General features: G+C 68.8%; 16 protein-coding genes and 1 pseudogene. 1 reads left to right on the top strand and 16 read right to left on the bottom strand.

Annotated features, from left to right (window positions below; translation table 11 throughout):
- Positions 1 to 18: 18 nt before the first annotated feature.
- Genes FJX73_11065 through FJX73_11050 form a run of 4 tightly spaced genes read right to left on the bottom strand, consistent with a single transcriptional unit; the run spans position 19 to position 2,989 of the window.
- A complete protein-coding gene (locus FJX73_11065; GenBank protein ID MBM3471313.1) occupies positions 19 to 468 on the bottom strand; it encodes an SMI1/KNR4 family protein in 450 nt (149 codons plus the stop codon).
- Positions 450 to 1,319, bottom strand: coding sequence for a pur operon repressor (gene purR / locus FJX73_11060; GenBank protein ID MBM3471312.1), 870 nt, complete (start codon positions 1,317 to 1,319; stop codon positions 450 to 452). The genes FJX73_11065 and purR overlap by 19 nt, the downstream gene beginning before the upstream one ends.
- A gap of 6 nt (positions 1,320 to 1,325) precedes the next feature.
- A complete protein-coding gene (locus FJX73_11055; protein ID MBM3471311.1) occupies positions 1,326 to 2,084 on the bottom strand; it encodes a hypothetical protein in 759 nt (252 codons plus the stop codon).
- On the bottom strand, positions 2,084 to 2,989 hold the full coding sequence (locus FJX73_11050) for a 4-(cytidine 5'-diphospho)-2-C-methyl-D-erythritol kinase (protein ID MBM3471310.1): 906 nt from the start codon (positions 2,987 to 2,989) through the stop codon (positions 2,084 to 2,086). Before FJX73_11050 ends, FJX73_11055 begins: the two co-directional genes overlap by 1 nt.
- A 79-nt stretch (positions 2,990 to 3,068) precedes the next feature.
- Here FJX73_11050 and FJX73_11045 point away from each other — a divergent pair, with 79 nt between their 5' ends.
- Positions 3,069 to 4,373, top strand: a complete 1,305-nt coding sequence (locus FJX73_11045) for a LytR family transcriptional regulator (GenBank protein ID MBM3471309.1) — start codon at positions 3,069 to 3,071, stop codon at positions 4,371 to 4,373.
- 121 nt (positions 4,374 to 4,494) lie between these two features.
- Here the strand turns inward: FJX73_11045 and FJX73_11040 are convergent, their stop codons facing one another.
- The 12 genes and pseudogenes from FJX73_11040 to ligA form a co-directional block, all read right to left on the bottom strand.
- The gene (locus tag FJX73_11040; GenBank protein MBM3471308.1) at positions 4,495 to 5,748 is read right to left on the bottom strand and encodes a PLP-dependent aminotransferase family protein; all 1,254 of its coding nucleotides are present in this window, start codon (positions 5,746 to 5,748) and stop codon (positions 4,495 to 4,497) included.
- A gap of 64 nt (positions 5,749 to 5,812) precedes the next feature.
- Positions 5,813 to 6,658, bottom strand: a complete 846-nt coding sequence (gene rsmA, locus FJX73_11035) for a 16S rRNA (adenine(1518)-N(6)/adenine(1519)-N(6))-dimethyltransferase RsmA (GenBank protein ID MBM3471307.1) — start codon at positions 6,656 to 6,658, stop codon at positions 5,813 to 5,815.
- A gap of 32 nt (positions 6,659 to 6,690) precedes the next feature.
- The gene (locus tag FJX73_11030; protein MBM3471306.1) at positions 6,691 to 7,692 is read right to left on the bottom strand and encodes a DUF348 domain-containing protein; all 1,002 of its coding nucleotides are present in this window, start codon (positions 7,690 to 7,692) and stop codon (positions 6,691 to 6,693) included.
- A 543-nt stretch (positions 7,693 to 8,235) separates the two neighbouring features.
- A pseudogene (meaB, locus tag FJX73_11025) lies at positions 8,236 to 9,222 on the bottom strand (methylmalonyl Co-A mutase-associated GTPase MeaB).
- Positions 9,173 to 10,705, bottom strand: a complete 1,533-nt coding sequence (locus tag FJX73_11020; protein ID MBM3471305.1) for a methylmalonyl-CoA mutase — start codon at positions 10,703 to 10,705, stop codon at positions 9,173 to 9,175. The pseudogene meaB and the gene FJX73_11020 overlap by 50 nt, the downstream one beginning before the upstream one ends.
- Positions 10,702 to 11,196 (bottom strand): hypothetical protein, encoded by a 495-nt coding sequence (locus tag FJX73_11015; protein ID MBM3471304.1) that lies wholly within the window; start codon positions 11,194 to 11,196, stop codon positions 10,702 to 10,704. The genes FJX73_11020 and FJX73_11015 overlap by 4 nt, the downstream gene beginning before the upstream one ends.
- A complete protein-coding gene (locus tag FJX73_11010; protein ID MBM3471303.1) occupies positions 11,193 to 12,677 on the bottom strand; it encodes an ATP-grasp domain-containing protein in 1,485 nt (494 codons plus the stop codon). The genes FJX73_11015 and FJX73_11010 overlap by 4 nt, the downstream gene beginning before the upstream one ends.
- Positions 12,678 to 12,691: 14 nt before the next feature.
- Positions 12,692 to 13,165 (bottom strand): GNAT family N-acetyltransferase, encoded by a 474-nt coding sequence (locus FJX73_11005; protein MBM3471302.1) that lies wholly within the window; start codon positions 13,163 to 13,165, stop codon positions 12,692 to 12,694.
- Positions 13,166 to 13,241: 76 nt separating this feature from the next.
- Positions 13,242 to 14,735 (bottom strand): methylmalonyl-CoA carboxyltransferase, encoded by a 1,494-nt coding sequence (locus FJX73_11000; protein MBM3471301.1) that lies wholly within the window; start codon positions 14,733 to 14,735, stop codon positions 13,242 to 13,244.
- Positions 14,736 to 14,798: 63 nt separating this feature from the next.
- A complete protein-coding gene (locus tag FJX73_10995) occupies positions 14,799 to 15,950 on the bottom strand; it encodes a hypothetical protein (protein ID MBM3471300.1) in 1,152 nt (383 codons plus the stop codon).
- A gap of 128 nt (positions 15,951 to 16,078) precedes the next feature.
- On the bottom strand, positions 16,079 to 16,588 hold the full coding sequence (locus FJX73_10990) for a hypothetical protein (protein ID MBM3471299.1): 510 nt from the start codon (positions 16,586 to 16,588) through the stop codon (positions 16,079 to 16,081).
- A gap of 31 nt (positions 16,589 to 16,619) precedes the next feature.
- Positions 16,620 to 18,647: an NAD-dependent DNA ligase LigA gene (gene ligA, locus FJX73_10985; protein MBM3471298.1), complete on the bottom strand. Its 2,028-nt coding sequence runs from the start codon at positions 18,645 to 18,647 to the stop codon at positions 16,620 to 16,622.
- Positions 18,648 to 18,706 lie beyond the last annotated feature (59 nt).

Raw genomic sequence — 18,706 nt, 5'->3', positions numbered from 1 at the left:
CGCGCGCGCGGACTCCCGTCAGCCCGATAATGCCACTTCACGTCTTGCGTGACAAACCACAGGGGACTCGCACCCCAAGCCCTCGCGGTCCAGCAACAGCACATACTGATTGCCGCAGCCGTCGCTGCCGATCTCGACCCAGCCGTCCGGCCAGAAGATGGGCCCCCAGTGGACCCGGGCCTGCCGGGTGGCATGCACCATGTCGAGTGCCGACTGGATAGGCGGGACGCCCAGCACGGGCTCGCCCACGATGAAACCGCCGTTTGAGACCGCCAGCACGGCCAGCAGCGAGGGCGGGAACCTGACTCTCAACTCGAGCTGGGCCCGGTCAATCGCGCGCAAGTCTGCCGGCGGGTTGAGCCGGATCACACCGGGATCGAAGAACGCCAGCTCCTCCCTGATTTCCTCCAACGTCACCGCGCCGCTCCCCGCGGCCAGTCCCGACCGTCCTACAATGCCGCGATCCACCGGCTGGGACCAACCAGGGCCTCACCGCTCGCCCCCACGCCGCGATAGGTAATCAGGGCAAGGTAGCGATCCAGCATCTTGTCGGCGGGCCTCTCTGTTTCAACAAATACCCCAATGCCCACCACTTCAGCCTGGAACTCGCGCATCAGGTCGTGCACGCCGCGGGCAGTGCCTCCTCCGCGCAGGAAGTCGTCAATGAACAGTACGCGCGCGCGCTGCGGGATGGCCCGGAGCGGCAGCGTCATCGTCTGCACGATCTGGGAGGATCCCGACAGGTAGTTGACGCTGACCGAGGGGCCCTCGGTGATCCTGCCTTCCCTGCGGATCGTTACCATCGGCACGTTGAACGCGCGGGCGGTCATCAGCGCCAGCGGTATTCCCATGACCTCCATGGTCAGAACGCAGTCGGGGCGCGCGTCCCAGAACAGGGTCGCGAATACCTCGCCCATCTCCGCGGCCACGGACGGCGTAAAGATGAGATCGGTCATCTGCAAGAACCCGCCGGGGAGTACCCGTCCGGGCTCCCTGAGCCGCCCGACAAGATCCTCGACCAGGCGCCGGATCTGCGCAGAGGTGCGGTGCGGCCGGAAGCGGACTCCGCCTGAGGCGCCGGGCACTGTGACGATCCGCCCCAGACCGAACCGCTCGCAGGCGGCCTTCAGCAGGGCCAGGTCCTCGCTTATCGTGGACTTGGCCGCGCCCAGCAGATCAGCGAAGCCGGCCAGCGAGTGCAGCCGGTCCGGGGACTGCATGAGATTCTGGGCGAGCACCACCATGCGCTCGCCGCGACGAAGCCGCCGGCCGGACCGCTCCCCGTCTGAACGAGCCCTGGCGTCCCTCCGGCGCGGCATCCTCGGCTACGGCTCCGGAGGTGGCTCCAGGGCCGCGCGTATCGCGGCCAGGTTCTCGGGCCGTCCGGCGTCCACGTCGAGCGCCATCTCAGGACCGTCGAGCACCACCGCGCGGCCGCTAAGCCCGCTGATCGCGTACGCCCGCGCCTCCAGATCGGCGATCGAGAGCCGGCCCGAGGCAAACCGCATCACCGTCGCCAATCCAAAGAGTTGGGCCAGCAGCCATGGTTTCTTTCGGGCGGCGATTGCCTGCTCGATCAGCGGCCGTACCCGCTCCAGCGCCTCGGGCGCGAGGAGCACGATGCTGCCTCCGCAAAACGTCCCGTCGGTGAGCTTGACGTAGGTCTTGCGGGCGGTGGGGAAACGGCCCTCGATCGCGGACTGTGGCACGACCGCGTAGTAGATGTCGGCGTCTCCTGTGCAAAGCCCCAAGAAGCGCTCCACTGCTTCCGGCGTGATCAGCGGCAGATCCGATGCCACCGCCAGCACGCGATCTCCATCCCGAAGCCGGGCCACGCCCGCGACGATGTTGTCCATCATCTTGCCCTGATCCGGGACGATCTCGACCGAAGATCCCAGAAGGGCCGCCAGCGGCCCGGGTGGCCCGACGGCCACGATCCTTCCTATGCTGGGGATGCCCCGCAGGGCGGTGACAACGCGCTCCACCAGCGCCAGGCCGCCGATCTGGAGGAACGCCTTGTTCGGAAGGCCCGGGGCCAGATGCGGCTCCGGCCCTCCCCCGGCCAGCACGACCGCCGAAGGCACTAGCGCTCCTCCGAGAAGGTCCGCGTCACGATGATGTCCACCTTGTCCCCAGCGCCAAGGTCCTCGGCGAGGTGCCTGGCCGCGGCCTCGTTGGCCATCAACCCGTAGACGGTGGGGCCTGTGCCGCTCATGGCGGCGCCATAGGCCTCACCACGCAGGATCTGCGCCTTCAGATCGGCAACGATGGGATGGTGGCGGGCCACAACCTCCTCGAACACGTTCCCCACCAGGCGCCCTACCGCGGGCAGATCTCGCCGGGCCACCGCGTCCAAGAGCAGAGGGATGTTTGGGCGAACGGTGATCTCTGTGGGCCGTATGCGCCCGTAGGCCCACTCGGTCAGCACCGGGAATCTGGGCCTGGCCAGCACCACCCAGGTGGCCGGCAGCGGCGCGAGCGGCTGGACCCGTTCGCCCCTGCCCCGGGCAACGGCTGCGCCGCCGCCCAGGAAGAAGGGCACGTCCGAGCCGAGCCGCGCTGCCAGCGCGTAGAGCTCGCGGCGGTCGAGCCGCAGCTTCCACATCTGGGCCAGCCCGATCAGCGTCATCGCAGCATCGGCGCTGCCTCCACCCAGGCCCGCCGCCACGGGAATGCGTTTGCGCACCTCGATCTCCACCGGCCGCGCCACGCCGTACTTCTCCCTCAACAGCGCGGCCGTCCGGTACAGCAGGCTGCTTGCGTCCGTTGGGATCGAAGGGTCGTCGGTGGTGACGAGGATCCCCTCGCCCGACTCGCGCAGCGTGATCGAGTCGTGCAGCGCGATCGTGTGGAGGACAGTCTCGATCTCGTGATAACCGTCCTCTCGTCGCTGCAGTACATCCAGGGCCAGGTTGACTTTGGCGTAGGCATTGAGGCGCAGTTCCTTCACAACATCGGCCCCCCCGTGCGGCTCCGCGGCACATAACAGTTAGGTACCGGGGGCCGCAAGTCCTCCGTGGGAGGCGGCATTCATTGCGCGGGCCGGTCGGTTCCCGTAAGATAGCCCCGTGGCCGAGCAACTCCCAGACAACCCAGACCTCGCGCATGGCGCCGAGACGGCGGATGCCGAGCGTCCCGCGGCACCTCCGCCGCCTCCGCGCAGGCCCTGGTGGCGCGTGGCCCTGTGGGCCGTCCCGGCCGCCGTGCTGGTGGCCGGCGGGTTTGCGCTGGGAATCTACCTGTACGTGCTGAGCCAGGTGACCATAGGCACGGGCGAGGCCGTCGTGGGGCGGTGCAACGTCGAGGCCTTCGGCTGGCCGCTCCGCCTGACCGGCCGGGTGAACGTCCTCCTGATAGGCATTGACGTGACCCTGGACAACCGCCGCCAGGTGTTGAACTTCGCACGGGCGGACACCCTCATCTTGCTCTCGTTCGACCCGGACGGCGAGCGGATCACCGCGCTCTCCATACCGCGCGATACACGGGCGGAGATCCCGCGCCACGGCGTCACCAAGATCAACGCCTCTTACGCCTACGGCGGCCCGCGCCTGACGGTCAAGACCGTGGAACGTCTGCTGGGAGTCAGGGTGGACTACCATATCAAGCTGGGGCCCGAGTCGTTTGCGCGCCTGGTGGACGCGGTCGGCGGCATCGAGATAGACGTCGAGAAGGACATGCGGTACACAGATACCTGGGCCGGGTTCACCGTGGACTTGAAGAAGGGACGGCAGCGGCTGAACGGTGATCAGGTCGCGGGCTACATCCGCTTCCGCCACGACGCCCTTGGCGACATCGGCCGGGTGAACCGCCAGCACCAGGTGATCATGACGCTGGTCCGGCAGCTCAGGCAGCCCTCCACGCTCCTGGCCGGCCCGCGACTCCTGGGTGCCTTCGCCCGCAACGCGCAGACCGACTTGACCCGGGCCGAACTAATGACCCTGGGCGTGTTCGCGGTGCGCGCGCGCGGGACGCCGCTGCGCGTGGAAACGCTACCCGGCAACTTCGCGCCCCTGTACTGGGAGCCCGATCCGGTCAGGATGCGCGCGGTGGTCGCGGACTTCTTCTACGGCCTGGCCGAAGAGGATCTGAAGGCGCTGCCGGTTGAGGTGCGGAATGCCAGCGGCGTCCCGGGCCTGGGCCAGCAGGCGGCGGCCCGAATCAGGGATCTCGGCTTCAAGATGGTCACGGTGCGCGCAGCGGAGGGGCAGGCAGAGGTGACGACCGTCATTGATCGCGCGGACCGGCTCCGCACCGCGCGCGCGCTGGCTTCTGCGCTGGGCGGATTCGCTTTCAGGCAGGAACCGCTGGCGCCCGGAGGTGGGATCACGGTGCTGCTCGGCAGGGATGCGGTGGCAAAGCTCCAGGGCCCGTAGAAAGCGTCAGCGGCCGCCTGCTGCCGAGTTAGGCCGGGTAGCTCCCGAAGGAGACCTCCTCCCACCTCAACCAGCCACGTACCGCTGACACCAACGACGCTAGCACGCGACCCAATAGCCGTCAATCCGAAACTGTTGTTCCCATCCTGTGGACTGTGTGGACAGACGCGTGTATGCCGCGGCGCACGATCCGGCCCAGGCGGGCGATGCCCTCGGTGATCTGGGCCTCGGACGGATACGAGAAGTTCAGACGCAGTGTGTTCTGGCCGCTCCCGTCGGCGTGGAACGGCTGCCCGGGAACGTAGGCCACGGCCTCTTCCTCGAGTGCGACCTTGAGCATCGCGCCCGCGTCCATGCCTTCGGGGAGACGCACCCAGAGGAACAACCCTCCCTCCGGTCGCGTCCAGGACACGCCCTCGGGCATCTCGCGCGCCAGCGCATCAATCATCACGTCCCGCTTGCGGTGGTAGAGCCCCACCACCGTGGACAGCCGCTCCAGGAGCGTCCCGCGGGCCAGCAGCACGGCCGCGATCGCCTGCGTCAGCGCCGGGCCGCAGAGATCCATCGCCTGCTTCACGGTCACGCAGCGGGCGATGAGAGGCTGGGGGCCGGCCATCCAGCCAATCCGGAGACCGGGCGCCAGCGTCTTGCTGAATGTGGAAAGGTATAGCGTGCGCCCCTCGGCATCGAGCGTGGTGATCGGTGGCGGAGCGCTCCCCAGGAAACGCATCTCGCGGTAGGGGTTGTCCTCGATGACCAGGGTATCGAACTCGCTCGCCAGCTCGATCAGGCGCTCACGGCGTCCCCGGCTCCAGGTGATCCCGGACGGGTTCTGGAAATCGGGCACGGCATAGAGGAACTTCGGGCGGCGGCCTTCCTTCCGCAGGCGCACTAGGACGCCGTGCAGCGCGTCCACGTCTATGCCGTCGTCATCTTGCTGAACGCCGATCATCTCCACGCCATAGTTGCGGAAGGCCTGGAGCCCGCCCAGATAGGTCGGCAGCTCGACCACGATCACGTCCCCTGGGTCCAGGAGCACGCGGCCGACGATGTCGAGCGCCTGCTGCGAGCCTGTCGTGATCAGGACGTCATCGCGGCCGGCCTTGATGCCGTCCTTGGCCATCCATCGGACGAGCTCCTCGCGCAGGGCAGGATCGCCCTCCGTGGTCGCGTACTGCAACGCCGTCCTGCCCCCGGTCGCAAGGACCTCACGGGTCACCTCCTGGAGATCTGCGATCGGAAAGGTGGCTGGATCGGGCAGGCCGCCGGCAAAGGAAATCACGTTCCCCGGTCGGGTCAGCTTCAGTAGTTCCCGGATGACGGAGCGCTCTGTCCGCCGCGCGAGCGTGGACAGGAAGGACTCGTAGTCTAGCATCTCGATTCCACCCCACCTGGTCCCAGCGTTACATCCATTGATGGCATCTTCCCCGCCGACCCTCTCACTCCCTGTCGCCGAGAGCGCGTGCCAGGAGGGAGAACTCAGAGAGCGAAAGGCTCTCCCCCCGACGCCGCGGGTCAACCCCGGCTGCCCGGCAGAGATCCTCGACAGCGGCCGCGGGCAGGCGCGTTCCCCGGACGGACTGCAACGCCGAGCGCAGCATCTTCCGGCGCTGACCGAACGCGGCACGGGCAACGGCCATCAGCACCGGCATCAGCGGCCGCGGCACCGCGGGCTCTTCCCGCACTTCCAACCGGACGATGGCCGAGTCCACCTCTGGCGGCGGGAAGAAAGCCGACCGGGGGACCCGGGCGACGATGGCCGCGCCTGCTCGTGCCTGTACCGCCACCGAGAGCAGGCCGTAGGACTTGCCGCCGGGGGAAGCGACGATGCGGCCGGCCACCTCGCGCTGAACCATCACGACGAACCGGCGGCCGAGCCCGGCCTCCAGGAGGTTGATCAGCAACGGCGAGGCGATGGCGTAGGGCAGGTTGGCCACGACCGCATCCGGCGCCTCCGTGAGCATCTCCGGGGTCAGGGTCATGGCGTCACCGTGTACGATGCGGACGTTGGGGTAGGGAGCGCAGACCGCATGCAATACCGGGATGAACCTGCCGTCCACCTCCACCGCGGTGACCCGCGCGCCGGAGCGCGCCAGCGCCACGGTGAGGGTGCCGACGCCTGCGCCTATCTCCAGGATGGCCTCGCCGGGCTCGATCCCGGCCAAGGACAGGATCCGGTCCAGCACGTGGCGGCTAACAAGGAAGTGCTGGCCGCGCGAAGTGCGGAGGCGCAGGCCTGCCGCGGACAGGGCCGCGCGGAGCCCCGACGGCGTGACCAGGTCCAGCCCGGCCAGGTCGGTGTCCTGTAAGGCGGCGCCTATTTCCTGCGTGGGGGCGGCACCGAGAGGATGTACACGCGCACCGGCCGCCGACCGAACTGGTATGCCTGGCGCGCTGTGTTGAAGCCCAGGTCAATCCTGTGGCCCTTGATTGCCCCGCCGGTATCCCCGGCGATGGCGCGGCCGTATCCTTCGATGAACAGCTCGGACCGCAGGGGGATCACCCTGGGATCCACGGCTACGACACCGAATCCGGCCCGCATTCCGATCGCGGTAGTACCGTCAACGCCCTTGCCGTGCCAGGGCGCGTAGCCGGTGGCTTCCATGTGGACGATCTCTTTCCCGGCAAACTCCCCTCGGGTGGCTATGATCCTGCGGGTTCCGACCTGGGAGATCTGGTCCTGCGGGGGCCGGGCCAGCACATTGCCGATTACCTGCCGGTCCACCACGCGACCGTCCGCGGTCGTAACCGCGATCCGGAGCATCCGGGTGCCGGGCCTGCCCGCCTGCACCAGGCGGGTCATCCCACGTGGCAGCGTCGCGTCAGGCCTGATGAGACGCGCGAACGGAAGGCGCTCCTCCCTGGTGACGAGCAGGGTATTGATGCGCACAACCCTGACGACGGCTCCTGACCACAATCGGGTGTCCATGGGAGGATGAACGCGGTCGCGCGGCCGCAGGCGCACCCCGCCGTGGCGCTCGGCCAGGAACTCCTCCACGGACTCAGATGCGGTCATGACCTGGAGCGTGCGGCCGTCAACGATGAGGGTCACGGGAAACGCGCGCCTGATACGGATCGTCATCTCCGAGGCAAGCGGTTCGGCAATCCCGGGATTGACCCGATCATAGGGCCTGACCGCGATGCCTGCTTCCGCGAGGGCGCTTCCCACCGTGGGCTGGTGCGTCCATACCTTCCGGACGCCCGCCTCTGCTGCAATGGCCACGATCAAGGGGCGCTGCGCCAGAGAGACAGCTCCGACCGCGAGCGATGCGGCCGTCACGAACGTCGCCAGCACCCGGCGAGACATCAAGGGGCGCATCCGCTCACCTCCTGTCGGGATGGAAATCACTGCGGCCAAGACCGCGCAAGGGCCTGTCGGGGTGGTAGTTGTATTTTACCCCTCTTCGGGCGGGTGAGCAACCGTCGGGGCATGCTCGACCATCTCGACCAGCACGCCGTGGGTGCCCTTGGGGTGCAGGAAGGCCACGCGGGTGCCGTGCGCGCCCGGCCTGGGAGTCGCATCAACTGGCTCGAAACCCGCTTCCCGCGCGCCTTCCAGCGCCCGTGCCACATCGGGTACGGCCAGGGCGACGTGGTGCACGCCCTCACCGCGGCGCTCCAGGAACCGGGCGACTGGCCCGTCAGGTGTGAGCGGCTCCAGGAGCTCAATCCTGGTCTCGCCCGCGGCGAAGAAGACCGTCGTCACGCCCTGCGCCTGGAGCCGCTCGGGCGGGCTGCCCTGGAGCCCTAGGGCCTCCTGATAGAACCGTGCGGCCTCGGCAATGCTGCGGACAGCCACGCCAATGTGGTCCACCCGAACGCCCGGCTGGGCCGCAGCCTTGGTGTCGTCGCGGCCCGCATCCAGCAGCCGGGCGGCCGCGCCGCGCGGGTCGAGCTGTCCGGAGGCCACGAGTTCAACCAGCCCATCCAGCGAGGCAGCCGCGGCGCCGCCCATGGTCTGGGCCCGCAGGCGCGCCTCGACCGCTCGGATGACCTCCCTCCTCCAGCGGGCTTTCCTTCGGGTTGCCAGGGCGCCGCTCTGTTCCAGATGGCGCAGGTGGTCGGAAACCGCTCCCAGGACCGCGGCAACGCCCTCGCCGGTCGTGGCAACCGTGGTCAGAACCGGAGGCCGCCAAGCGCCTTCAGGAGCCATCGCCAGCACCAGTCTGAGATCGGTCACGGCACGATCGGCTTCGGGGCGATCGGCCTTGTTGACGGCGAACACGTCGCCTATCTCCATCACGCCGGCTTTCAGGGTCTGCACACCGTCGCCCAGCCCGGGCGCGCTTACAACCACCACGGTGTCGGCGGCGGAAACGACGTCCACCTCGGCCTGCCCGGTGCCCACGGTCTCGATGAAGACCGTTGAGGCGCCCCACGCCTCCAGCACGGCCACGGCCTCGCCCGTGGCCGGCGCCAGCCCGCCCAGACTACCGCGGGTGGCCATCGAGCGCACGAAAACCTCAGGGTCGGTGCTGTGGTCCTGCATCCGGATGCGGTCACCCAGCAGCGCGCCGCCGGTGAACGGGCTGCTGGGGTCCACGGCGATCACGCCTACGCGCCGGCCCTGGGCACGCAGCGCGCGAATGGCCGCGTTGACCAGCGTGCTCTTGCCCGACCCAGGCGGCCCGGTGATACCGATCACGTGGGCGCCTCCGGCGTGCGGGAACAGGGCCCGCATCGCCACGGCCGCGTCCTCGCCGTCGTTCTCGATCAGCGTGATCAGGCGCGCGGCCGCCTGGACAGACCCGGCCACGACGGCTGAAACCAGACGGAGGATCTCGTCGGCGTTCACGATCTCACACCACTGCCGGCGGCCGGTAGGTCCCGAACACCGCCCGCAGGACATCGCAGATCTCACCGACGGTGGCGTAGGCCCGCACTGCTTCCAGGATGGGCTGCATCAGGTTGCCTGATCCGCGTGCTTCGTCACGCAGGCGTTTCAGCGCAAGGGCGGCGGCGCCGTCGCGTCCCGCGCGCACCTCGTTCAGGCGCGCGATCTGGCGTGCCGCGGTCTGCGGATCCAGGCGCTGGAGTTCCTTCTTGACCGGGCTGTCGGATTGGTATCGGTTCATGCCCACTACGATCTTGTCCCCGCGCTCGATCGCCTGAGCTTCCTGGTAGGCGCTCTCCGAGATCTCGCGCTGGATCAGCCCCGTCTGTATCGCGCGCAGCACCCCGCCGAAGGCCTCGATCTGCGAGATCCGCGCCAGGGCCTGCTCCTCGATCTCGCCGGTCAGTTGCTCCACGGCGAAGGAGCCGCCGAGCGGATCCACGACAGAGGCAATCCCGCTCTCGTGCGCGATGATCTGCTGGGTGCGCAGGGCCAGCAGGGCCGAGTCCTCACTGGGCAGCGCCAGCGCCTCGTCGCGGGAGTTGGTGTGCAGCGACTGGGTGCCGCCCAGCACCGCGGCCAGGGCCTGGATCGCGACCCGCACCACGTTGTTGTCGGGCTGCTGCGCGGTCAGCGCCGCGCCGGCGGTCTGTGTGTGGAACCGCAGCATCATCGAGCGCGGGTTCTGCGGGTCGAAGCGGTCCCGCACGAGCCGCGCCCACAGCCGTCGTGCCGCCCTGAACTTCGCAACCTCTTCCAGCAGATTCATCTGCGCCGCGAAGAAGAACGAGAACGAGGGCGCGACCTGGTCTGGGCCCAGGCCAGCGTCCACCGCCGCCTGCAGGTAGGTCAGGCCGTTGGCCAGCGTGAACGCCACCTCCTGCACCGCGGTGGCGCCGGCCTCGCGAATGTGGTAGCCGCTGATGCTGATCGGGTTCCAGCGGGGCAGGTGGTGCGCGCAGAAGGCCATCGAGTCGGTCACCAGGCGCAGTGACGGCGCGGGCGGAAAGATGTAGGTTCCCCGCGCGATGTACTCCTTGAGGATGTCGTTCTGGGTGGTGCCGTCCACGCTGCCGGAGGGCACTCCCTGCCGCTCGGCCACTGCCACGTACATCGCCAGCAGGATCGCCGCCGTGGCGTTGATCGTCATCGAGGTGGAGACGCGGTCCAGCGGGATCCCCTGGAACAGGACCTCCATGTCCGCGAGCGAGTCAACGGCTACGCCAACCCGGCCGATTTCCGGGAGCGCCAGCGTGTGATCCGAGTCATAGCCCATCTGCGTGGGCAAATCGAAGGCGACCGACAGACCGGTCTGTCCCTGATCCAGCAGGTACCGGAAGCGGCGGTTGGTCTCCTCCGCGGTGCCGTAGCCCGCGTACTGGCGCATCGTCCAGAGCCGGCCCCGGTACATCGTCGGGTGGATGCCGCGGGTGTACGGGAAGGCGCCGGGCTCGCCCAGCTCGGCGCTGGAGTCGGGGCGCGGCTTCCCGTCGTTCATGGGAGCGCCTCCTCGCCTGCCTTGGGTGCCGGCGCCCGGACCAGGACCAGCACCTGCCCCCCGGCCACCTCCTGGCCCGGCCGCACGCGTATCTCCTCGATGCACCCGGCCGTCGGAGATGCCACCTCCATCTGCATCTTCATCGCCTCCACGACGGCAACCGCGCCTCCGGCCCGCACCAGCTCTCCGATTGTCGCTGGAATGCTGACAACGAGCCCGGGCATGGGCGCGCGCACCTCGACGCGGTCCACGCCGTTCCGCGCCGATGCGCGGCGCGAAGGCACCGGAAGCGCCCGGCGAACGCCCACCTCGACCCGATCGGCGCCGATCGTGACAAGTAGCCGTCCCTCCCGCTCCTGTACGCGCACGGGCACGGCCCGTCCTCCAACGACGAGCCTCCAGCATTCGGTGCCTGCCGTCGGCTCCAGAAGGATCTCATCCCCGGCTTCCACTTCCTGCCGCTGGCCCCGCACCCTGATCTCGAACGTCACCTGAGGCCCTCTTCCCTCGCAGCGGCAATCCACCTGGACGCGGGCCTGGCGGCAGGGCCGTCAGATACAAGCACGGACGCCGCTGCCTTTCGCCGGAGCCAGGCAGCCGCTGCCGCCGCGGCCAGGCGCTCCGCTTCCTGTGATGGTGCGGCGCCGTCCCACTCCTCGGCAAGCCGCACGTCGTAGGCCCCGTCCAGGAAGGCCGGCTGCTCCAGGGCCCACCGATGAAACGGGATCGTCGTGTCCACGCCCGAGATGGCGTACTCGGCGAGCGCCCGCCGCATGCGGGCGATCGCCTCGGCCCGATCGCGGCCCCAGGCCACGACCTTCGACAGCAGTGGATCGTAGTGCCGGGACACCGTGCACCCGGCCCGGAACCCGCTGTCTACCCGGATGCCCGGGCCCTGGGGCTCTACCACGCCGTCAATCCGCCCGAGCGAAGGCAGGAATCCACCGTGAGGGTCTTCGGCGCTGATGCGGCACTCTATCGCCCAGCCATCGTGGCGCACCTCTTCCTGCGCGAACGGGATGGGCTCACCTCCGGCCATTGCAAGCTGGGCGGCCACGATGTCCACTCCCGCGACCATCTCGGTCACCGGATGTTCCACCTGGAGTCGGGCGTTGACCTCGATGAAGAAGAACGCATCGCCGTCCAGGAGGAACTCCACTGTGCCGGCGTTGCGGTAGCCCAGCGCGCGCGCCACGCGGACCGCCGACTCCAGCAGCGCGCCGCGCAGATAAGGGGAGACGCCTGGAGCCGGTGCCTCCTCGATGAGTTTCTGGTGGCGGCGCTGCACCGAGCAGGCGCGTTCACCCAGATGGATCACACCTCCGGCATAGTCCGCCAGGATCTGCACCTCTACGTGCCTCGGCCGCTCCACCCATTTCTCGAGATAGACCCGGGGATCCCCGAAGGCGGTCTGTGCCTCACCCCTGGCCAGCCGCATGGCGGCGGGCAGATCCTCTGGCGAGCGCACGAGGTGAATCCCCTTGCCGCCACCGCCGCCGGCTGCCTTGATTAGCAGCGGGAAACCAACTTGCTCGGCCGCGCTCAGGGCCTCGGCATCGTCCACCGTTCCTGATCCCGGCAGCACCGGGACTCCTGCCGATGCCACGGCCGCCCTGGTCGCGGCCTTGTCCCCGCACATCTCCAGCACCGAGGCGGGCGGGCCGACATACGCGATGCCCGCCGCCTCGCAGGCCGCAGCAAAGGACGGGTTCTCCGAGAGGAATCCATACCCGGGATGGATCGCTGTGGCGCCGCACCTCTGCGCGAGTTCCACCAGATAGGGACCGTTCAGGTAGCCCTCGGCCGGCGAGTCACCAGGTAACGGCAGGGCATCGGCGGCCAGGCGGACATGCGGGGCTCCGGCGTCCACGGGCGCATAGACGGCCACCGGCTCGATCCCAAGATCGCGGCAGGCGCGCACGATGCGCACGGCTATCTCGCCGCGGTTGGCGACCAGCAGGCGGCAGGGCAGCGGCATCTGAGCGGTCAGTCGTCCTCGTCGGGCTCGCGAGGCCGGTCCGGGCGGTACACCAGGGAGTAGCGCGCGATCTGAAACCCCATGGCCTCCCAGAACCGAAGGCCCCTGAGGTTGCCGGCGATCACCCCTGACTGAATCTCGTCCACGCCTTCGGACTTCAGCCACTCGATGACCGTCTGGGCCAGGCGCCGGCCCAGTCCTTCGCGGCGGTACTGCGGATGGATGAAGAACTCACCGATCTGGGCGTGGGTGCGGGAGCGGTCGGCCCAGTGTCTGCCCGTAGCGGCAACGACAAACCCGACCTTGCGGCCGCCGTCAACCGCCCACCAGACGTGCCGGCGCTTGTTCACAGGAGAAAACAGCGCCTTGAGGTACTTGTTCAGGAACACGTCGGTGGGCGCCTCACCGGTGATCTCCTCCCGGTATCGGCTCAGCCATTCGCGGAAGCGGGCATCACCCGCCTGGACAGGATGCAGCTTCATGCGGCGTCGGCAGTTCCAGGACCCCAACAGGAACTCTACGGGGGGATTTCGCCTGCGGTCCTTGTATTCCTCTGGCCTAGAGCGGCAGGTTGCCGTGCTTGCGCCTGGGGTTTGTGGCGCGCTTGCGTCGCAGCAGATCGAGCGAGGAGATCAGACGGCGGCGGGTCTCGTGCGGCTCGATCACGTCGTCAACGTACCCGCGGCCGGCCGCCACGTAGGGCGTCGCGAACCGCGCGCGGTAGTCGGCGACGAGCTCGCGCCGGCGTGCCTCAGGGTCGGCGGCCTCGGCCAGTTCCTTTCTGAAGACGATGTCAATCGCGCCCTCTGGACCCATCACGGCGATCTCGGCGGTGGGCCAGGCCAGGTTGAGGTCACCCCGGATATGAGCGCTGGACATGACGTCGTATGCCCCGCCGTATGCCTTGCGCGTAATCACCGTGAACTTGGGCACCGTGGCCTCGCAATAGGCGTACAGCAGCTTGGCGCCGTGCCTGATGATGCCGCCGTGCTCCTGGGCCGTGCCCGGCAGGAAGCCCGGTACGTCCACGAAGGTGAGCAGGGGGATGTTGAAGGCGTCGCAGAACCGCACGAACCGCGCACCTTTGACCGAAGCGTCTATGTCGAGCGCGCCGGCCATGACCGCGGGCTGCTGGGCTACGACGCCCACGGGCCAGCCGTGCAGCCGGCAGAAGCCCACGATGAGGTTGCGCGCAAACGCGGCGTGGACCTCCAGGAACTCACCGTCGTCTACGATACGTTGGATCGCCACGTGCATGTCGTAGGGCCGGGACGGGTCCTCGGGCACAAGATCGTCGAGCGCTGGATCGGCGCGAGAGGGGTCGTCGGTTGGATTCCTGCGAGGCGGGTCGTCCAGGTTGTTGGAGGGAAGGTAGCTCATCAGGCGCCGCAGGAGCAGCAGACACTCCTCGTCATCTTCGGCCACGAAGTGGGCGATGCCGCTCCGGCCCGCGTGCACGTCCGCCCCGCCCAACTCCTCGAACGAGACCTCCTCGCGCGTGACCGTTCTTACCACCTGGGGGCCGGTTACGAACATGTACGAGGTGCCCCGGACCATTACGGTGAAGTCGGTGATTGCCGGCGAGTAGACGGCGCCGCCGGCGCACGGACCCATGATCGCCGAGATCTGCGGTATTACGCCGCTGGCAAGGGTGTTGCGCAGGAAGATGTCGGCGTACCCGCCGAGACTGACCACGCCCTCCTGGATGCGCGCACCGCCGGAATCGTTGAGCCCGATGACCGGTGTGCCGGTCCTCATCGCCAGGTCCATGACCTTGCAGATCTTCGCTGCGTGTCCCTCGCCCAGCGAGCCGCCCAGCACGGTGAAGTCCTGCGAGAAGACGTGCACCGGCCGGCCGTCTATGGCGCCGTGGCCGGTAACGACGCCGTCGGCCGGTGCTTCCACGCGGTCCAGCCCGAAGTCACGGCTGCGGGGCACGACAAAGGGATCCAGTTCCACGAACGATCCGGGATCCAGCAAGAGGTCGAGCCGTTCGCGCGCGGTGAGCTTGCCTGCTTCGTGCTGGCGCCGCACGCGCTCCGGACCCCCCATGGCCAGGAGCCGTTCACGGCGGCGACGCAGCTCTTCCAGGCGCTCGGACGGCACGAACTGCTACTAGGGAGTACCGGTCTCGGGCGGCAGCGGGCCGTAAGGACGGATGGCGATGATCCCGTGCTTGAAGATCAGCTCCACCACGCCGTTGACCTCAACGAGAAGGCTGTACGTCCCGAACTCCTTGACCACTGCGGTGGGTATCTCGTATCCGTCGCGACACCGGATGTGAACCGGAGCACCGGTTACCACCAGCCGGCGGTAGAAAGCGTCCTCCACCGAGGCGCGCGGCGGCGCCTTGGCTGCGGACTGGACGTCCACGCGCATCTCGTCACGCGTCACGATCGCAGCACCTCCCTCACGTTCCGGACGAATGTCAGCCGGTGTCTGATCGGAGTCCTGCACCGCCGGCGCGGCCATTTCTGCGGGCCCGGCCATCTCTGCGGGCCCCGGCCTTACCGCCGGCCCGGCCATCTCTGCCGACGCGCCTTCCCGGCGGAGCAGCCGCTCATAGTGCTGCCGCAGCCCCTCGATCTGATGCCTGCGGTCAGGCCGGACCCCTGCCGCCCTTTCCACCGGCCGGACCGGCTTGCGGACGGCATCGAGGACCGCGCTCACCACGGCCTCGGCCTCGCTCGTGGACACCACCGCGGCGCCCACATGGAGCAGGCTGGCGCGTTCCGAGGCCATGCTGATCGCGGCCAGGGCGACCGTCGCGCCGGCAAACGGCATGAGCGTCAGACCCTCCAGCGAGGGCCTGTTGCCAGACCTCTGGGCCAGCGGGCGCAGCGCCTCGATCGCGGCCGCCGCCACCGTGCGCAGGCGGTGCGCCTGGCCAGGCGGCGCCTGGGCGGTTCCGATCAGGGTTTTGGACACGCCGTCGCGCTCGTAGCGCAGCTCGACCTGGGCCCGCGTGAGCGTCTCGGTTATCGTCTCTTCCAGGCGCACCAGGCGGCATTCAGGAAGGCTTTCCGCCTCAGGCGTGGGCTCGAAGTGGGCGATCTGGATCCGCCACCCGTCCACGGGCAGGTTGAACTGGCTCATCAACGCCGAGGTGATGGCGCGGCGGATCGCCCCGTCGTCGCGGGCGGACTCTGTGGTCACGTAGATCCGATCTATCTCGCCCGCCTCGTTGGCCACGACGCGCGTGGCGGCGACGGCATCGAGCCGTTCCAAGAAGGTCTCTATCTCTTCGGCGAAGACCTCGCGAGGCACCCGGCAGCTCCGTTGTCGAAGGGTGTAAGCAGTCAACTCTTCTGCGGCCCGAAAACGGTCTCCTGCCCGGGGATCCGGTTCCGGGAATCTGGTTTCTGGGAGACCTGCGGGCCGGTCGGCGATGGCCCTTAGAACCTGGGATAGGTCGGCGGCCTGGCGATGGGACGGTCTATCAGCAAACCTTCCCCACCCAAGGCCTGGCGCTCCTCTCCCTCGATGATCAGCCGCACCTGCCGCGCGGCCGGATGCGCGGTGCCCGTGTAGACGATCTGCCAGAGCCGTCCCTGCATGCTGGCCGATCCGCCACCTGAGCCAACGGCCTCGGAGAGATCCACCGTGACGATCCCTTCACGGACGGAAAGGCCCCGCAGCCGCGTCCCGGTAGGGATCTCGCTGGTCAACCCCCTTGCGCGCTCCTGCGCAGTCGGACCAGCCAGCAGCGCCTCGAACGCGCCTCGGAGCAACTCCTCGGCCCCGCGGCCGCGCACCGTGCGCTGGACCTGAACGATCGTGCCTGCACCGTCGGCCGTCCCCACGAAGAACACGGGAGCGCGCGCCTCCTGTGGACGCAGTTGCGTCCACCAGACGAGCGCCGCCGCAAGCACAAGAATCGCAATCCAGATCAGGATTCGCCTCATGCGTCACCACCGCTCGCGTTGCGCTGGCCGTTCATGCTTCGCCTATGAGCCGGGCGAACTCGCCTTCGGTCAGCACCTTCACACCCAGGCGCCGTGCCCGCTCGAGCTTGGAGCCGGGCGATGCTCCGGCTACCAGGTACGCGGTCTTCTTCGTCACGCCGTCCGCCACCACCCCCCCGGCGGCCCGCGCCAGGGCCTCTGCTTCGCCGCGCTTCCAGCGCGACAGCGTGCCGGTGAAGACGATCTGCGCGCCATCCAGTGCCCTGCCCGGCGGCCCGCCGCGCGCCTGGACCCGCGCCGCGCCCGTGGCCGGCCTGATCCCGGCCGCGACCAGCCGCATCACCAGGCGGCGATTGGCGGGTCGCTTGAAGAAGTCCACGACGCTGGCGGCTATCGTTGGCCCGATTCCGGGGACCTCACGCACCTCCTCGAACGAGGCATCCATCAGGGCCTCCGGGGAGGTGAAGTGGGCGGCCAGCAGGTCGGCGACGTGAGATCCGACATGCCGCATGCCTAGGGCGAAGAGGAAGCGGGCGAGGGTGGTCTCGCGGCTGCGGGCGATCGCGTCCAGGACGTTCTGTGCCGATCTATCGGCCATGCGGTCCAGCGAGAGGAGCTGCTCTTTCGTCAGGTGGTAGAGGTCGGCGGGATCGCGGATCAGGCCGGCCTCCAGCATCTGGGCCAGCAGCCTACCGCCCACGCCCTCGATGTCCATCGCGTCGCGCGATCCAAAGTGATACAACCGCTCCAGGACCTGCGCCGGGCACGCCGGGTTTGGACACCTTGCCACCGCCTCGCCCTCGGGACGCTCTACCGCTGTCCGGCAGACAGGGCAGTGCCCTGGCATCGTAAACAGGCGCTCATCTCCGCTCCTCCGCTCGGGCAGTGGCGCCACCACCTCCGGGATGACCTCGCCGGCGCGCTGCACGATCACCCAGTCGCCTATGCGTATGTCCTTGCGCGCGATCTCGTCCTCGTTGTGCAGCGTGGCACTGCTGACCGTGACGCCGGAGACGCGCACCGGCTCCAGCACCGCGGCCGGTGTAAGCGCGCCGGTCCGGCCCACGTTGATCGTGATGTCGAGCAGACGCGTGATCGCCTGCTCCGCGGGGAACTTGTAGGCCAGGGCCCAGCGCGGGGCCGCCGTGGTAGCCCCAAGCTCGGCCTGCTGGGCCAGATCGTCCACCTTGACCACCACGCCGTCGGTCCCGTGGTCCAGTGTCGCCCTGCGCTCCGTCCAAGTCCTCAGGTACTCCCGGACCTCATCGAGAGCGCCGCACCTCGCCGCGTGCGGGTCGGTGCGGAAGCCCGCCTCGCGCAACCACCGGAGGGTCTCCCAGTGCGTGCGCAGATCCACTCCCTCGGCGAGCCCGACACCGTACACGAAGATCTGAAGCGGCCGGCCGGCCGTGATCTGGGGGTCGAGCTGCCGCAGCGAGCCGGCCGCGGCGTTCCGCGGGTTGGCGAAGCGAGGCTCGCCGCTGGCCTCGCGCTGGGCATTTACCGCCTCGAAGGCCGCGCGGGGCAGATAGACCTCACCACGCACCTCTATCAATGCGGGCGGCCTCGCGCTGCGCAGGCGCAGGGGGATGCTTGGGATGGTGCGGAGATTGGGGGTGACGTCTTCTCCCTGCTCGCCGTCGCCCCGGGTCGCTCCGGTGACGAGCCGGCCATCCTGGTAGACAAGCGAAACCGCGGCCCCATCAATCTTGAGCTCGCAGACATAGTGAACTGAAACCTCGCCCAAGGCGGTCCGGATCCGCTTATCCCAGGAGTCCAGTTCCGCCTCCTCAAAAGCGTTGGTCAGGCTGAGCATCGGCGCCCGGTGCCGGACCATGGCAAACGCGGCGGACGGCGGCGCGCCCACGCGCTGCGTCGGCGAGTCAGGCGTTATGAGACCGGGGTAGCGCTCCTCGAGATCGCGGAGCTCGCGGACCAGCCGGTCATACGCCGCGTCCGAGATCGTCGGTGCATCAAGAACGTGGTACCGATAGTTATGCTCGGCTATCTCTTCGCGCAGCTTCTCGGCGCGCCGCCGCGCCTCGCTGGGGATGACCATCCCGGCCGCCTCCGACCATCGCGGGAGTGATGGACGCCTCTCTGGATTCGTCGAGCGGG

The organism is Armatimonadota bacterium, from assembly GCA_016869025.1.
Classification (GTDB): Bacteria; Sysuimicrobiota; Sysuimicrobiia; order Sysuimicrobiales; family Humicultoraceae; genus VGFA01.
Note: the sequence above shows the minus strand (reverse complement) of the source record. Positions and strands in the feature narration are given on the sequence as shown.

What these genes read in the sequence shown, in the direction of transcription:
- purR (MBM3471312.1), bottom strand. Translation starts at nt 1,319, where the DNA reads ATGCCGCGCCGGAGGGACGCCAGGGCTCGTTCAGACGGGGAGCGGTCC.
- FJX73_11040 (MBM3471308.1), bottom strand. Translation starts at nt 5,748, where the DNA reads ATGCTAGACTACGAGTCCTTCCTGTCCACGCTCGCGCGGCGGACAGAG.
- FJX73_11030 (MBM3471306.1), bottom strand. Translation starts at nt 7,692, where the DNA reads ATGCGCCCCTTGATGTCTCGCCGGGTGCTGGCGACGTTCGTGACGGCC.
- FJX73_11020 (MBM3471305.1), bottom strand. Translation starts at nt 10,705, where the DNA reads ATGAACGACGGGAAGCCGCGCCCCGACTCCAGCGCCGAGCTGGGCGAG.
- FJX73_11005 (MBM3471302.1), bottom strand. Translation starts at nt 13,165, where the DNA reads ATGAAGCTGCATCCTGTCCAGGCGGGTGATGCCCGCTTCCGCGAATGG.
- FJX73_11000 (MBM3471301.1), bottom strand. Translation starts at nt 14,735, where the DNA reads ATGGGGGGTCCGGAGCGCGTGCGGCGCCAGCACGAAGCAGGCAAGCTC.
- FJX73_10990 (MBM3471299.1), bottom strand. Translation starts at nt 16,588, where the DNA reads ATGAGGCGAATCCTGATCTGGATTGCGATTCTTGTGCTTGCGGCGGCG.
- ligA (MBM3471298.1), bottom strand. Translation starts at nt 18,647, where the DNA reads ATGGTCATCCCCAGCGAGGCGCGGCGGCGCGCCGAGAAGCTGCGCGAA.